Genomic DNA, 15,262 nt, shown 5'->3' on the forward strand with positions numbered 1-15,262 from the left:
GCAATTTCATGCTGCAATGCGGACAACTTTTACAAGGGCGCTACCAACTTCAGGAAAAGCTTAAGAATTCCCGCAGCAAGCAAACTTGGCTAGCAGTGGATTGCACACACCAAACCACTTGTGTAATTGTAAAAGTACTGTTTTTCAGTAATGTGACAGAATGGGAAGAATTAAAACTATTTGAACGCCAAGCCCAAGTTTTACAGCAGATAAGTCATCCTCAAATTCCCCAGTATCGAGACGTATTCTGGCTAGAAGCACAATCGCCTGCTTATGTTTTAGTTCAAGAGTATATCCCTGGCGTATCACTACAACAATGGCAGCAACAATGCTTGAGTGAATCGCAAATTCGTCAAATTGCTACACAAGTATTACACATCCTCATATATCTCCACGAGTTGCATCCGCCAGTTATCCATCGCGATATCAAACCGAGTAATTTAATCTGGAGTAACGATGAGAAAGTGTATTTAGTTGACTTTGGTGCAGTCCAAAACCAGGATACATATCTCGGTGAGACATTTACAGTCGTTGGCACTTGCGGATATACACCATTAGAACAATTTGGTGGCAAAGCTGTTGCTGCATCGGATCTTTATGCTTTAGGTGCAACTTTAATTCATCTACTTACTGGTACTTCACCCGCAGATTTACCCCAATACAACTTACATTTTCAATTTGCTGAATTGGTAAATTGTAGTCCCAGTTTACTGAGTTGGTTGCAGAAAATGACAGAACCAGTAACAGAAAAGCGATTCGGTTGCGCACGTCAAGCTTTAGCTGCATTGGAGTCGGGGATTATCGTTAATACTGCTGTGGTGAATCACTCTGGTAAGGGTGGTTTATTTGATGCGTCGATCGGCGTACCAGAAGAAATTCAAGGTTGGAACTGGGGTGCATTTTTACTTGCACCTTTTTGGTTAATTTCAAATCGCGTGTGGATTGGGCTATTGTCTTGGGTTCCTCTAGTTGGGTTTTGGATGGCGATCGCCCTCGGTGCTAAAGGTAACGAATGGGCGTGGAAAAGTCGCCGTTGGCAAAGTATTGAACACTTTCAACAGCATCAAAAACGCTGGGCGATCGCAGGGATTATTTCTGGTATCGCTGTCAACCTCGTTTTCTGGCATTTAGGCATATTATTTCTAGCATCAATGTTGCTTTAAACTTTTAACTCTGCTAATCCTAAATAGCTGATACCTTCAGGAGTAATTTCAAAGCGACAAGGTAAGACTGTTAAACCGAGTGCGATCGCTGCCCTTAATAGTTGACCATAAATCGGATCGGCACTATCTCCAGGAGCAAAGGCAGTACAATCACCGCGATTAATAAAGTACAACATCACAGCATCATTTTCTGGTAACAGTGCGGTTAGTTCGCGTAGATGTTTTTGTCCGCGTGTTGTTTCTGTATCAGGGAATAATGCGGTTCGCCCATGTACCCAAGTTGTGCTTTTGACTTCAATGTATGTCGTGCGATTGCCATCTAAAACAAAATCTACTCGACTTTTCTTATCTGCACCATAGGGAACTTCAAAACGAATATTGTTGTAACTTCCCAAAGGAAACAAATTTTGTTCTAGCGCCAGTTTGATAATTCGATTAGGTAAACTTGTATTGACACCTACCCAAGTTGGTTCATTGTCGTTGACTAAAATCATTTCCCAAGTATACTTGAGCGATCGCTTTGGATTGTCGCTATAAGATACCTGCACCGCACTACCAGGTTGACAAATCCCCGTCATTGGTCCAGTATTCGGACAATGTGCTGTAACAACTTCTCCAGACTCAAGTTGCACATCAGCAAAAAATCGCTTGTAGCGTTTTAAAAGAACACCAGGAAATAAAGTCGAGTAGCGGTAGATCATTACTTAGCTATAGCAGTAATACTACTTTAACAACTAGGCAATAACTTCCCTAAGTTCTCAATGCCTCAATAAATCTTTCTAGGCGATCGCCTTATTTATATTTATTTGTGGGTCAAACTTCAAAACTGCCTTTGCCAACTCAAGATCGTACGGAAATGGTGGTTGATGTGGTTTGTAATCTTTTTCGCTACTTGGACGATGACGCAGCACTGCGTTAACTAAGACACAAGGTTCAGAAGACAAATTTATCGCCCCGTGCAATACTCCTGGGGGAATTTTGACTACTGTAGGTTTGCGATCGCTCAAGGGTATGTACTGATAACGGCGATTCACTAACACCACTAACACAAAACTACCTTTAACAACTAATAGCTGGTCAGTTTGTGTTTTGTGCACAAAAAGATCGTCAATTGTGTTTGGTGGAATTTGCACCAGCATTGTCTCATGGCTCGATTGAGGGGTATAAAACTCAGTCATACCCCCTTTTATTGCTGATAACGGATGAATCTCTACACCCCTGACCAAACTCATATCAGCACCCATAGATTTCAAGACTTACTTTCTAGTCTAAGTCACTTCTTTATAAAAATTTGTTATAAATGAACAAAAAAGACCAAAGTATGGTAAAGCACAAAAATAAGTGTTAGCAAAAAGCTCATTGCTAATTGCTAACTGAAGAGCGCTAATTAATCGTCACAGTTAAACTACTGGGATCGCCGAAATTACCATTTAAGATGACACCACGTTTATTAGCGTGAAGATGACGCAGGATTTTGTAAATTGTCTCAATTTGGTCAGTTGCTTGAGCCTTTTCTGCTAGTTCTGCGATTGAAAGCGATCGACTGTCGTCTTCGAGAACTTGTAATATACGTTTTTGTAAATCCAAGACCGCAGCAGCAGCTTTTTTGCCAGCTTCAACGCCTGGTTGATGATACGCATTAACATTGACGAGAGAACCATACAAACCAACAGCGCGATCGTACAGTGCAATTAGTGCTCCTACCGTGCGCGGATTGACTTGCGGGATCGTTACAGTAATTGAGTCGCGATGGTTATCATACAAGGCTTGGCGGGTTCCTTGCAGAAATCCTGATAAGTAATCACCGGATGTTGTTCCTGGTTCTAATTCTGGGGAACCATACTGACGATCTTCTAAAACTTCAATAAAGGTGGCAAAGAAATTCGGTACACCTTCGCGTAACTGCTGCACGTAGGCGTGTTGATCGGTTGATCCCTTGTTGCCATAAACCGCAATTCCTTGATTGACAACATTGCCATCCAAGTCTTTTTCCTTACCCAGCGATTCCATCACTAACTGTTGCAAGTAGCGGCTAAATAAAAGTAAGCTATCTTTGTAAGGTAGGATTACCATATCTTTTTCACCGCGTCCGTTACCAGCATAGTACCAACTTAGTGCAAGTAAAGCCGCTGGATTCTGTTTAATATCGGGTACGCGAGTGGCATCATCCATCTCCTTAGCCCCAGCTAGCATTGCCTGAATATCAATTCCCTGTAAAGCAGCAGGTAGCAAGCCAACAGATGACATTTCCGAGGTACGTCCGCCTACCCAGTCGAACATAGGAAAGGTTGCTAACCATTTTTCAGATTTCGCAAGTTGGTCTAATTTGCTATCAGGAGTTGTAATGGCGATCGCATACTGCGAAAAATCTAGATTTTGCCCTGCATAAACTCTTTTAACTTCGAGCATTCCATTACGCGGTTCTGGTGTTCCACCTGATTTAGAAATCACAATCACCAATGTACTTGATAGGCGGTTGCGTAAGCGTGTTAGAACGCGGTCAATTCCTGCAGGATCGGAGTTGTCAATAAAATGAATTCCCAGAGGTGGAAAATCTGGGGCGAGGGCTTCAGCGACAAATTGTGGTCCTAATGCCGAACCACCAATACCAATTGAGAGAATATCGGTAAATCGCGGGGCTTGTGGCGGGTGGATTGCACCGGTGAGGATTTTTTTTGTAAAAGCTTCGATTTGCTCAATCGTTTGCGTAATATCTTGTTTGATTTCTGGAGTTGGAGCAAGATCGGGATTACGCAACCAGTAATGACCTACCATCCGATCTTCATCAGGATTAGCGATCGCGCCTTCCTCTAAAGCCGCCATATCTTGAAACGCTTTTTCAAACTTGGGTTGCAATTGCACTACAAAGGCATCATCAAAGCTCATGCGACTGATATCTAAATAAAATCCCAAACCTTCGTGGTAATAAAGCCAGTCTTGGTAACGTTGCCACAGTGTTGCAGCGTTCATAGAAAATCTCAACTTACTCGTTATCATCACACCAGTTTAATTTAAGTGTTCAACTATAAACGTTCAGCCCTCTACAGTGAGATTGTTCATATGCGTCGGCAATGTGCTGTAGAATTCACTTTTAAAGAGGTCAAGGGAAGAACTCGAATCCGTAGAGATAGGAATGCTGCTGAAGGTATATTAAGAATCAAGATGAATTGAACACTATTTTCTCTGACCAAAGGTCTACGTCAAAGTTCTCTGACCTCCGAACCGTAGGTCTAGCGGCACGTCCTCTGATCCCTCTTCATATCACCACACAGTGACTATTACTGAAGTATATGATCCAAAATTTATCAGGTTGGGTTGGTTATCTGATTTTCTTAATCATCTCGACAGCTGTTTTTGCTTTATTTAGTTTAGGCTTAAATTTGCAGTGGGGATTTACTGGGCTGATTAACTTTGGTCATGTCGCATTCATGACGATGGGTGCTTACACAACCGTTTTGTTAACCTTGCACGGTGTTCCTTTAATTATAGCCGCACTTGCTGGAGCAGGTACTGCCGCACTGCTGGGACTAATTATTGGTTTATCTACGCTGCGTTTGCGCCAAGATTACCTTGCAATTGTCACGATCGGTGTATCTGAACTACTACGATTAGTTGTCAACAATCAAGATTTACCTACTGGAAACGGCTTTACACCAGGTTCGTTTGGCATACAAGGCTATCCATTACCACTGGCAAGTTTTGACCCGACTTTATTGACACGATTAGGTATGATAGGGCTGCTCACGCTAATTGTCGGAGTATGTTATTGGCGTTTGTGGAAGTGGGTAGCGATAAAAAAGAGGCAACAGGGGCAAGGCAGTATGCCCGTACGGAAGATGTTGAGAGGAAAAGAGTTTTCTGTGGCACGCATTGTGTTAGGGGTTTTGGCGGCGGGGTTGATTTTAGTGTTGTATCTTGCGGGTACGATCGCGCTGTATAACTACACGAACTATGCAAATGCTGGGTTGATGCTAATATCGATTGTGATTTTAGCGTTGGTGTTTTGGCGACTAGAAGTGCTGGTGCGATCGCCTTGGGGAAGAGTATTAAAAGCCATTCGAGAAGATGAGGATGTGGCGACAGCGTTGGGAAAAAACGTGTTCTGGTACAAGTTGCAAGCATTGATGTTAGGAGGAGCGATCGCTGGAGTTTCAGGTGCATTATTAGCATGGCAATTAACAACGATCTACCCCGACAATTTCCAACCGCAGATTACCTTTGATGCCTGGACAATGGTTATTTTGGGCGGGGCAGGAAACAACGTTGGTACGTTACTCGGTGCGGTGATTTACTGGGCGTATGATGCAATTACACGCTTTGCTTTACCTGCAATTTTCCCTCTAGATGAAGCGCGCTTAGGTGCGTTTCGGATTATGGTTATTGGTTTGATTTTGATGTTACTGATGCTGTGGCGTCCGCAAGGGATTCTAGGTAAAAAAGAGGAACTCACACTAGGGAAATAACATGGGACGCAAGATGCAGGAGCGCAGCAGCGTAAAAGAACAGTTATTATGTAGTTCTCGCTTGGTGAAATAGTATTACTAGTTAGCAGAATGAAGGCTAATCGCTAATAAACCCTTTGCATGAATCGTAAATTTTGTCCGGCTGAAGTAGGACTATAAGATGTGGACTTCGTTTGTCTAGCGGCGAATTTATTCGTCACGCATTCTCTTGTGAAGTTTGTTTTCACCCATTTAACTTATATTCCCTAGGGGTTTTTCCTGTCCAACGCTTGAAGGCGCGATGAAATGCACTTGGTTCTGAAAAACCTAGCAGAAATACAATATCGTGAATCATCATATTTTGTTTTTTGAGATACCGCATTGCCAACTCTTTGCGAGTTTCGTCGAGTAGTTGTTGGTAAGAAGTACCTTCTGAATGAAGTTCGCGTTGTAAGTTACGGACACTCATTGCTAAGCTACGGGCGATCGCCTCAAGTGAAGGAACTTCACCTTGCAAGCAGTGAGTAATTTCACGAACTACTTGTTGAGTATAAATATTTTTTTGATTAATAGTATCAAGCATCACTGTAGCGTGTTCCTCAAATGTAGATAAAAGTAATGGATTAGATGACAAAACGGGCAAATTTAAGTAAGCTGCATCAAAGATTAAGCGATTTACCGACTGAGAAAATAGAATAGGCGATTGAAATATCCGTTGGTGTTCAATGATGTCTGCGGGCTGAGGATATTGAAACCAAACTTCGTGTGGATGTAAAGAGTAACCTGTGAGAGTTTTAGCTGCTGTAAGTAATGCTGAAAAGTTGACTTCAATTGGTTGTCGTGGTTCTTCTAGGAGGTAGTTTTTCCGATCGCTTACGACATGATATTCAAATAAAACTTGCGCTTGCGAAACAGTAAAATTAATCTCAACTCCTTGACTGATAAGACACAGATAGCGGGAAAGCTTGTCAAGGACTTGTCCAAAAGTTTGGCAATTGAATAACACATAACCCAAAATACCAATCGCTGCTAAATTGAATTTCTCACCAATGTGTAAACCAATATTTTGATCGCCAGTCTGCTGAACTAGTTCGCGCCACAACGTCCGATCGACTTCTCCTGCAACATAAGCATCAGGCATTTCTAAAAGACTTGGCTTGATACCAATCGCCGTACATAAACTTTGGGGATCGATACCATAGGTGGCTGCGTACTGAATTGAATTGCGAATCAGCAATACTGAAATTGCCTGTTTCATAGAGATTAAAAACGGCAGATGCGGTCAATTTTATGGCGCTAGCAGTCAACTTCTCTTTCAATTAACCGAATATCTTTAAGTTGTTGGTTAAAATACTCCAACTTGAAACTGACAACAGAAAATTTTAAAACATGACATCAACACTTCAATCTCAGCAAGCATCCACAATGCTTAATTCTGTAACAGGCGATCGCATGACAATCTTTTGTACTACTCAAGATAGTCATGGCAAGTCTTTCAAAGCTCAATACGTTCTTCCACCCAAAGCCAACGGCAGTCCTTTACACTACCACAACTCTATCACTGAGACATTTGAAGTCTTAAGTGGTTCTTTGGAAATGGAATTGGGAACGAAAGGCAATATTAAAATCCTCCAACCTGGAGAAATTGTCTGTGTACCTGCGGGAATGCCACATAGTTTTCGCAATTCTTCCAACAATGAAGTGATATTTGTTTCAGAGGTACTACCACCACGACAATTTGAGCAGTTTATTCGCGCAATGTACGGTCTTGCTAATGATGGCAGAGTGAATCAAGCCGGAATGCCAACAAATATATTACATCTTGCTGTAATTCTGCAAAAAGCCGATCTTGTTCTTGTTGCACCACCGTTATTCATGTTGGTGCAGAAGTTGATTATTACAAGTCTAGCGCGGTTAGCTTACCTGCTGGGAGTAGAGCGATCGCTGGTCAAGTATTGGTCAAATTAATTTCCAAAACAGTGAGGTAAATGTGATGAACCGTTTACAGCTTGTGCGGATAACAGGTATTTTATTAATTCTTTTTGCAGTTTTGCTGAATGTACCGTACTACTTATTAGCGCAAACTTTTGAGTATGACGATATCTTACGTCAACCGACAGTTAAGGTTTTAACAAGCTTTCATACAGGTGGTACAGGATTAATCTTAACTTGGTTTGCCTTTGCACTTTTGGCACTACTGTTTATCCCCGCCAGTGTTTTACTACACCAGGTTTTAAGACGAAAAGATACTCCTTATCTTGCTGCTATCACTTTGATGGGAGTGCTTTCAGCACTGTTACAATCGATTGGACTTATGCGCTGGGTGTTTGTGATTCCGATTTTGGCTAACTTATATGTTGATCCCGATGCTAGTACAACAACCCGTGAAGCAACTATAGTCGTCTATCAAGCAGTTCATCAATATGGCGGTGTTGTTATTGGCGAACAACTCGGACAACTTCTGCTTGCTTTTTGGACATTAGGAGTAGGTTTTGTCATGCTTAAGTCTGCGTTGTTCAAATCTTGGGTAGCTTGGTTAGGTATTTTTACAGTACCTTTGTGGATTCTGGGACAAAGTGAGTTGCTAGCAACGGTGATTCCATCAATGCCTACTTGGGAAGTGACACCTATTAGTTTTACAATTTGGGGGGTCTGGTTATTTGTTGTGGGAATATTTTTGCTAGGTGCAACTTATGGTAGAGGTCAGAAGTTAGGGTTAAAAGTTGGTTGAAGTATTGATTGGGATTGGGACTTTAATCTTCTAAAAAGTACAGCAGTAAATTGAGTTTATGGATTTGCTAGCAGCGAGTGGTTTAGTAAAAAGCTTTGGTGGAATTAAGGCAGTTGATAATGCCGAGATTACTGTAGCACCAGGTAGTATTACAGGTTTAATTGGTCCAAATGGTGCGGGGAAAACCACGTTATTTAACTTACTCTCTAACTTTATCCGCCCAGATAAAGGTCGCGTGATTTTTGATGGCGAACCAATTCAAGAGTTGCAATCGCATAAAATCGCTCAACAAGGGATGGTACGGACATTTCAAGTAGCCCGAACTCTGTCGCGATTATCAGTGATGGAAAATATGCTGCTAGCGGCGCAATCACAAATTGGGGAAAACTTTTGGCAAGTACAGTTGCAACCGTACTTAATTAAGAAACAAGAACGACAACTGCAACAACAAGCAATGTTGCTTCTAGAATCTGTTGGGCTAGCACATATGGCGTATGAGTATGCAGGGGCGCTATCAGGGGGACAGCGGAAGCTACTGGAAATGGCGCGGGCGTTGATGACAAAACCCAAATTGATTTTACTAGATGAACCTGCGGCGGGAGTGAATCCCACTTTGATTAATCAAATCTGCGATCGCATTCAAACCTGGAATCGCGAAGGCATGACGTTTTTGATTATTGAACACAATATGGACGTCATTATGTCACTGTGCGATCGTGTTTGGGTATTAGCCGAAGGTCGCAATTTAGCTGTTGGTACTCCTAGTGAAATTCAAAATAACCCTGAAGTTTTAACTGCTTATTTGGGACAGTAGCTATTCTTTTTACATTATTAGTTCAAACATTTATGAATAGTTTTTTGAGCAAGAACTGTTTATCTCAACTTTATTTTTGACTATCCCAATCGATTTGTGCTAAATGTCTGAGTAAAAATCTGCCAATTTTGCTAATTCATTGTGTAATAATTATAATTTTAAATATTAACTTTTAAGCTTTCAATAAATAGCTATACTATAAAGCTATCAAATAAGTTAATGGTATCATTGTTCTTAATCTTGATACTTTGTCTTTATTCCTAATTTGTAAAAGCTCAATTCTATAATCTTTGAATTATAAAACATTGAGATTTAATAAACTTTAGACACACAGTAAACCATGAGTAACCACTAACCATTTCTTTGCCAAGAACTACATTAAGCGCAAAGATATAACCTTATGTTTCTCTATTTTTTAGTATTAATTAATACATTTGATCAATGTGAAAATGTATATTTTAAAAATGCATAACTGTAGGACAAAGTTTAATTAAGTGTGAGGAGAATCTGTGTCTAAAGTAGTGCGTAAAACAGCAAGTTATAGCTTATTTTTAATTAATTTTTTACTGTATCAAATTGCTGATGTTGCGATCGCCTCAGAAGTTAATCAAGTAAACAACATCGTATCTCAATCACTAGGATCTGAAGCTACGCTATCAGAAATGGCACAAGTAACGTCGGTTTCGCAACTATCTGACGTACAGCCAACAGATTGGGCGTTTCAAGCTTTACAGTCACTAGTAGAACGCTATGGTTGCATTGCAGGATATCCTGATAGTACTTATCGTGGTAATCGCGCACTCACAAGATATGAATTTGCTGCTGGCTTAAATGCGTGTCTGAATCGCGTTAACGAACTAATCGCCGCAGCAACAAGCGATTTGAGTCGAGAAGATCTAGCCATTTTGCAGAGATTGCAGGAAGAGTTTGCAATTGAACTGGCTAGCTTACGCGGGAGAGTTGACGCTTTAGAAGCACAGACAGCAGAACTTGAAGCAAATCAATTTTCTACCACAACGAAACTTGCTGGTGAAGTTATTACCTATCTTGCAGATGCCTTTGGTGAAACTGCGGGTGATATTAATAATACAACTCTCGGTTATCGCGTTCGCTTGAATTTTGACACGAGTTTTACTGGACAAGATCGCCTGAGAACTCGCGTACAAGCGACGAATTTAAGACTCTTTGACTCAGGAGGAACGTTTGGCGGTAGTCAAGGAACCCGCGAGGGACAAGATGCCACAATTGTAGAAGATTTTATCGGGTTTGGCGTCACAGGTGAAACGCGCGTAGCTCCTAGCAGTATTGCCCAGAGTGGTGAAGTGCTTGCGACTCAATTACAGTATCAGTTTCCGGTAGGCGATCGCTTCCGCGTCTACTTAGAAGCAGGTGGTACTGATCCTACATACATCACTGATCCTATTAGTCCGTTTGTTGATACCGCAACAGGGGCATTGTCTAACTTTGGACAAGTTAACCCCATGTTTTTCCCTATCGGAAACCAAGCCGGTATTGGGGCAAACTTTTTAGTGACTCCAGAACTTAGCTTAGATTTTGGTTACTTAGGAGGACTTGATACCGCAAATAACCCTGGTGAAGATACAGGATTGTTCAACGGCGATTATAGTGCCTTTACACAGTTAGTCTATAACAACGATCGCTTCAAAGTCGGTTTATTCTATCTCAATGCTTACTCAGGTAGTTTTGGTGTTGATACATTAGCAGGTAGTAATCCGGCTAAAGTGATTGTTGTTAATGATGTTAATAATCCAGAAAATAATTTTAGTAATCCAGTCGTTGCTAATACTTACGCAGCACAACTGAATTTCCGAGTTTTTGATGGCTTTGAATTGGGTGGATGGGTAGGTTATACTGCGGCGCGTGCTGTTGGTGAAATCAAAGGCGATGCAGATATCTGGAATTATGCTGTAACGTTGCACTTTCCTGACTTATTCCGTGAAGGAAACGCAGGTGGTATTGTCGTCGGTATGCAACCACGCTTAACAGGAATAAGTAATGCAATTTTAGCCTCAGCAATTGGTTTACCCGATGGACAACGCAGCGATCGCGATACAGGTTTACACCTCGAAGCTTTTTACCGCTATCAGTTAACCGATAATGTTTCAATTACTCCTGGTGTTTTTTGGTTAACCGCACCAAATCATGATGCGCGTAACCCTGATGTTGTCATTGGTGTCATCAGAACTTCGTTTTTATTTTAGCTTTGTGATATGCTAATCAGTTATTGAAATACTATTACTGGTTAACCAAATTTAAAGATCAAATGTGGGCAGGTAACTTGCCTACCCGCGTTCAAGGCTATCATTGACTTACTGAGTAACTCAAAACTCCTGTGAACAATAAATCAGTATGCGATAGTTGGTTCGCAACCAAAAAGATTAGCGATCTCCTCTACTGCATCAACGAAATTCACTACTGGGAATGGAATCGGGCGAACATTTGGCTAATCAAAGGAAAAACGCAAGATTTACTGATTGATACAGGTTTAGGTGTTGCTAGCCTGCGTCAATATATCGCCAGTTTGATCGATAAACCGTTACTGGCGATCGCTTCTCACGTCCACTTCGATCACGCGGGGGGAATTCATGAATTTGACAATATTGCCATTCACACCGCCGAAGCTGAAGCTTTACGTCATGGAGATTGTCACGCAGCTTTGTGCAATCCTGAGTCAGGTTGGATACTAGACGAACACTTTTCTCAATTACCTTATGCTGGTTTCACTGCGACACAATACACTTTTCAAGCCGCAGAACCAACCCAATTATTGCAAGAGGGAGACGTTATCGATTTAGGCGATCGCGCTTTTGAAATTTTACATCTTCCTGGGCACTCTCCTGGATGCATTGCCTTATACGACCCATTTAGCCAAGAACTGTTTTCCGGCGATATTGTTTACGACGGTGACTTACTCGATCAACTTCCTGGTAGCGACATTTCCACCTACATTTCCTCTTACGAACGCTTACAGCATTTACCCGTAGAAATCGTTTATCCTGGACACTATCACATGTTTGGACAACAACGAATGCAAGAACTCATTGCAGATTATCTTGAAGCCAAACGTCAACCTGGTTGCCCTTCAAAAAAATTTAGCCTTAATACTCAAGAAATTGTTAAGCAACACACGCACAGAAGTGGTAGCTAAACACTAGTCAAACCTTTTCTCGAAACTGATCGAGACCATTGAGGATCAATTCGAGTCCGAACTCGAAGTCATGAATACCGTCATAACGACCTGCAATGACGTGATGTGTAAGCTGATTGAGGTAAGGGTACTGATCCGCAGGGATGAATGAAACAAAGTTTTTCGCGACCTCTGCATACTCTGTCGTTGCGAGGGGAAAGTTCAGTTCCTGAAGCGTAAATCCATAAATATGGCTATCGATCGCATTCCACGCCCGATCTGCCATCTCAAACGAAAAGCCTGCTTTGCATAGACAGCCCAACGTCGCATCTACATAGCGCAACATCGCTGAACCTGTATTCATCTGTGACATTAACGCCATCGTTGCCCAAGGATGACGCAACAGCACCTCGTGAGCCGAGATCGCCCGTCGCCGCATTGCTGTTTTCCAGTCAGTTTCAAGGCTAGGCACTTCAATCTCGCTCACTACAATATCAACAATGCCACATAAGATATCGTCTTTATTGGTCACGTGGTTATACAGTGACATTGCTTTGATGCCCAATTTCTGAGCCAGCTTCCGCATGGAGAGTGATTCAACGCCTTCCTCGTCAGCTAGGCACATAGCTGCGTACAGTACTTTTTCCCGACTTAATGGGGTTGGGGGAAGTGTATGAGAGTTTTTTTTAGTCATCTAATCGGATCAATTCTTAACGCACAGAACAAGCAAATTCTAGGGTTTGAGTTTGCTTTTCATCTTGACAAACTTACGGCGTAAGTTAAACTTACGGTGTAAGTCAAAATGTTGAAGGTCATGAAAACATCGAGTACCCCCATCCCCGTACCAGGGGACAACAAAAATGACAAAATGAAAGCGATCGTCCTCACCAAATACGGTTCACCAGATGTGTTGAGTCTGCAAGAAGTTGACAAGCCGGTTGTGCCAGACAATGGCATACTGGTGCGGGTTCATGCTGCGTCTGTCAATGCTGGCGACTGGCATCTCATGCGAGGAACTCCATTCTTCATGCGCTTGATGTTTGGGGGATTCCTCAAGCCAAAAATCAAGATCATCGGTTTTGATATAGCAGGACAAGTTGAAGCCGTTGGTAAAGATGTCACGCAGTTTAAGCCTGGTGATGAAGTCTTTGGAGACTTGTCTGAGTGTGGTTTCGGTGCCTTTGCCGAGTACGTTTGTGCAACAGAAACTGCATTAGTCCTAAAGCCGAGTGCCACGACATTTGAAGCTGCTGCAACTGTTCCTGGGGCAGCCCTTACCGCTTTGCAGGGTTTGCGAGATGTAGGTCAGATTCAGTCAGGGCAGAAAGTGTTGATCGCTGGTGCATCCGGCGGTGTGGGTTCTTTTGCAGTGCAGATTGCTAAGGCATTTGGTGCTGAGGTGAGTGCTGTATGCAGCACAAAAAAAATGGATATGGTGCGATCGCTGGGTGCAGATCGCGTGATTGACTACACTCAAACAGATGTCACTCAAAATGAGCAGCGTTATGACCTAATATTTGATGCAGCAGCGTACCGTTCAGTTTTTGACTATTTGCCAATATTGACTCCTGAGGGAACCTACGTCATGGTTGGCGGATCTATCGCTCGATTTTTCCAAGTAATGCTTCTTGGATCTGGGATTTCGAGAATCAGCCGCCGGAAGGTAAAATGTCTAGCTGTAAAACCTAATCAAAAGGATCTCGTCACATTGAGAGAGTTGATGGTAGCAGGCAAGATCGTCCCCTTTATCGATCGATACTACGACTTAAGCGAAGTCCCTGCCGCAATTCGTCACCTTGAACAGAGGCAAGTGATGGGAAAAGTTGCCATTCGTGTTTGATATACAGTCTGTTAGTTTGTATTTCTCATTACAAAACAAAATTCTCTCTCACCTATACTTGTTATAATATGTATCGTTAACGCGCCTTGTTATGGTATTTACCATTTCAACCAAAGTAACATCAAAAATTGACACTTCTTATTATTTGCATCATAAAAAGCATCTGTGGAATGCGATCGCGATTGCCTATGCTTTAGGTGGATACGGTAGTGCGATCGCGCTGATCCTTTCAAATTTTTGGTTCAACGCCTTAGGAGTTGTATTACTTGCTCATAGCCTGGTTATTTCAGCATATCTCTCTCATGAGTTTATGCACGGTACAATTTTTGCTGAGCGCAAGTGGAATGCCGTAGGTGGTAATATCATGCTTTGGCTCAACGGTGGCTGCTATGCTCGATTCAAAGATTTAACTCAAGATCATATTGCCCATCACATTAATCGCGTAGACTTTGCTTCTTTTGATTTGCAAAGCTGGATGCATCAACTTCCTGTACCTATTCGCCGTGTAACTTTAGCCTTGGAATGGTTGCATTTTCCGATTGTTTCCTTCATCTTCCAATGGCGGAGTATTTTAGCCCCTTTTTGGGAACCCCGACGACACGATGAACAAAAACGTCTCATCACGATACTAAGTATACGCAGTTTGCTATTAATAGCATTAGCCTTGCTTTCTCTTAAAGCTGTAGCACTCTATTTTCTCAGTTATATTGGGATGATTACTGTGCTGCGATTTGTTGATGCTTTTCAACACACTTATGAAGCTATTCCTGTGGGTTCGCCGTTACCGAAACGAGATTATACTTACGAACAAACTAACACGTTTTCTAACGTAATTTCGCAGCGTTATTGGTGGCTGAACTTACTACTTTTAAACTTTGGTTATCACAATGCCCACCATGAATTGATGAAATGTCCTTGGCATAGTTTACACGAACTCGATCGCGAGGTTTTTACAGGAGAGGAAGTTCATTATATTACGCTACCTGAATTACTAGGAAACTACCATCGCTTTCGCATTACTCGCCTTTTTTCAGATCAAGGTACTGCAATTGATAGTCAAGGTAACTTGCAATTAGAGACATTTTATGGTGCGATCGGTGTGTCATTCTTAGTGAAGTTTTGAT

Annotated in this window: 14 protein-coding genes; 9 read left to right on the top strand and 5 right to left on the bottom strand. The window is 41.9% G+C overall.

The genetic code is table 11. The annotated features are described in order from the left end of the window. The first annotated feature begins 8 nt into the window (after positions 1–8). Positions 9–1,163 (top strand): serine/threonine protein kinase, encoded by a 1,155-nt coding sequence (locus tag IQ230_RS02485; protein ID WP_193930473.1) that lies wholly within the window; start codon positions 9–11, stop codon positions 1,161–1,163. Here the strand turns inward: IQ230_RS02485 and sfsA are convergent. From sfsA to IQ230_RS02500, 3 genes are all read right to left on the bottom strand, one after another. After that, positions 1,160–1,864: a DNA/RNA nuclease SfsA gene (gene sfsA, locus IQ230_RS02490; protein WP_193930476.1), complete on the bottom strand. Its 705-nt coding sequence runs from the start codon at positions 1,862–1,864 to the stop codon at positions 1,160–1,162. The genes IQ230_RS02485 and sfsA overlap by 4 nt on opposite strands. A gap of 78 nt (positions 1,865–1,942) precedes the next feature. Then, a complete protein-coding gene (locus IQ230_RS02495) occupies positions 1,943–2,395 on the bottom strand; it encodes a cupin domain-containing protein (protein ID WP_193930590.1) in 453 nt (150 codons plus the stop codon). A gap of 151 nt (positions 2,396–2,546) precedes the next feature. After that, a complete protein-coding gene (locus IQ230_RS02500; protein WP_193930477.1) occupies positions 2,547–4,133 on the bottom strand; it encodes a glucose-6-phosphate isomerase in 1,587 nt (528 codons plus the stop codon). A gap of 320 nt (positions 4,134–4,453) precedes the next feature. On the opposite strand from IQ230_RS02500, the gene IQ230_RS02505 reads away from it, so the two are divergent. Beyond that, entirely contained in the window at positions 4,454–5,626 is a 1,173-nt protein-coding gene (locus tag IQ230_RS02505) for a branched-chain amino acid ABC transporter permease (RefSeq protein ID WP_193930478.1), read from the top strand. Positions 5,627–5,849: 223 nt separating this feature from the next. Here IQ230_RS02505 and IQ230_RS02510 read toward each other — a convergent pair whose 3' ends face one another. After that, positions 5,850–6,863: an AraC family transcriptional regulator gene (locus tag IQ230_RS02510; protein WP_193930479.1), complete on the bottom strand. Its 1,014-nt coding sequence runs from the start codon at positions 6,861–6,863 to the stop codon at positions 5,850–5,852. A gap of 131 nt (positions 6,864–6,994) precedes the next feature. On the opposite strand from IQ230_RS02510, the gene IQ230_RS02515 reads away from it, so the two are divergent. The 5 genes from IQ230_RS02515 to IQ230_RS02535 all read left to right on the top strand — a co-directional run bounded on the left by IQ230_RS02515 (position 6,995) and on the right by IQ230_RS02535 (position 12,319). Next, positions 6,995–7,573 carry a cupin domain-containing protein gene (locus IQ230_RS02515; RefSeq protein ID WP_193930480.1) on the top strand — a complete coding sequence of 193 codons (579 nt, stop codon included), beginning with the start codon at positions 6,995–6,997 and terminating at the stop codon, positions 7,571–7,573. Between the two features lie 25 nt (positions 7,574–7,598). Further along, positions 7,599–8,336, top strand: coding sequence for a DUF4386 domain-containing protein (locus IQ230_RS02520; RefSeq protein ID WP_193930481.1), 738 nt, complete (start codon positions 7,599–7,601; stop codon positions 8,334–8,336). A 58-nt stretch (positions 8,337–8,394) separates the two neighbouring features. Continuing rightward, complete coding sequence (locus IQ230_RS02525) at positions 8,395–9,150, top strand: ABC transporter ATP-binding protein (RefSeq protein WP_193930482.1); 756 nt, start codon at positions 8,395–8,397, stop codon at positions 9,148–9,150. Between the two features lie 509 nt (positions 9,151–9,659). Beyond that, on the top strand, positions 9,660–11,372 hold the full coding sequence (locus IQ230_RS02530) for an iron uptake porin (protein WP_193930483.1): 1,713 nt from the start codon (positions 9,660–9,662) through the stop codon (positions 11,370–11,372). A gap of 131 nt (positions 11,373–11,503) precedes the next feature. Further along, positions 11,504–12,319, top strand: coding sequence for an MBL fold metallo-hydrolase (locus IQ230_RS02535; protein ID WP_193930484.1), 816 nt, complete (start codon positions 11,504–11,506; stop codon positions 12,317–12,319). A 7-nt stretch (positions 12,320–12,326) separates the two neighbouring features. Here the strand turns inward: IQ230_RS02535 and IQ230_RS02540 are convergent, their stop codons facing one another. Further along, positions 12,327–12,992 (bottom strand): TetR/AcrR family transcriptional regulator C-terminal domain-containing protein, encoded by a 666-nt coding sequence (locus IQ230_RS02540; protein ID WP_193930485.1) that lies wholly within the window; start codon positions 12,990–12,992, stop codon positions 12,327–12,329. 120 nt (positions 12,993–13,112) lie between these two features. Here IQ230_RS02540 and IQ230_RS02545 point away from each other — a divergent pair, with 120 nt between their 5' ends. Together IQ230_RS02545 and IQ230_RS02550 are read left to right on the top strand one after the other, a co-directional pair. Then, positions 13,113–14,138: an NAD(P)-dependent alcohol dehydrogenase gene (locus IQ230_RS02545; RefSeq protein WP_228054520.1), complete on the top strand. Its 1,026-nt coding sequence runs from the start codon at positions 13,113–13,115 to the stop codon at positions 14,136–14,138. A 91-nt stretch (positions 14,139–14,229) separates the two neighbouring features. Continuing rightward, the gene (locus IQ230_RS02550; protein WP_193930486.1) at positions 14,230–15,261 is read left to right on the top strand and encodes a fatty acid desaturase; all 1,032 of its coding nucleotides are present in this window, start codon (positions 14,230–14,232) and stop codon (positions 15,259–15,261) included. The last annotated feature ends 1 nt before the right edge of the window (position 15,262 follow it).

The sequence above is a fragment of the Gloeocapsopsis crepidinum LEGE 06123 genome (genome assembly GCF_015207655.1).
Taxonomy (GTDB): domain Bacteria; phylum Cyanobacteriota; class Cyanobacteriia; order Cyanobacteriales; family Chroococcidiopsidaceae; genus Gloeocapsopsis; species Gloeocapsopsis crepidinum.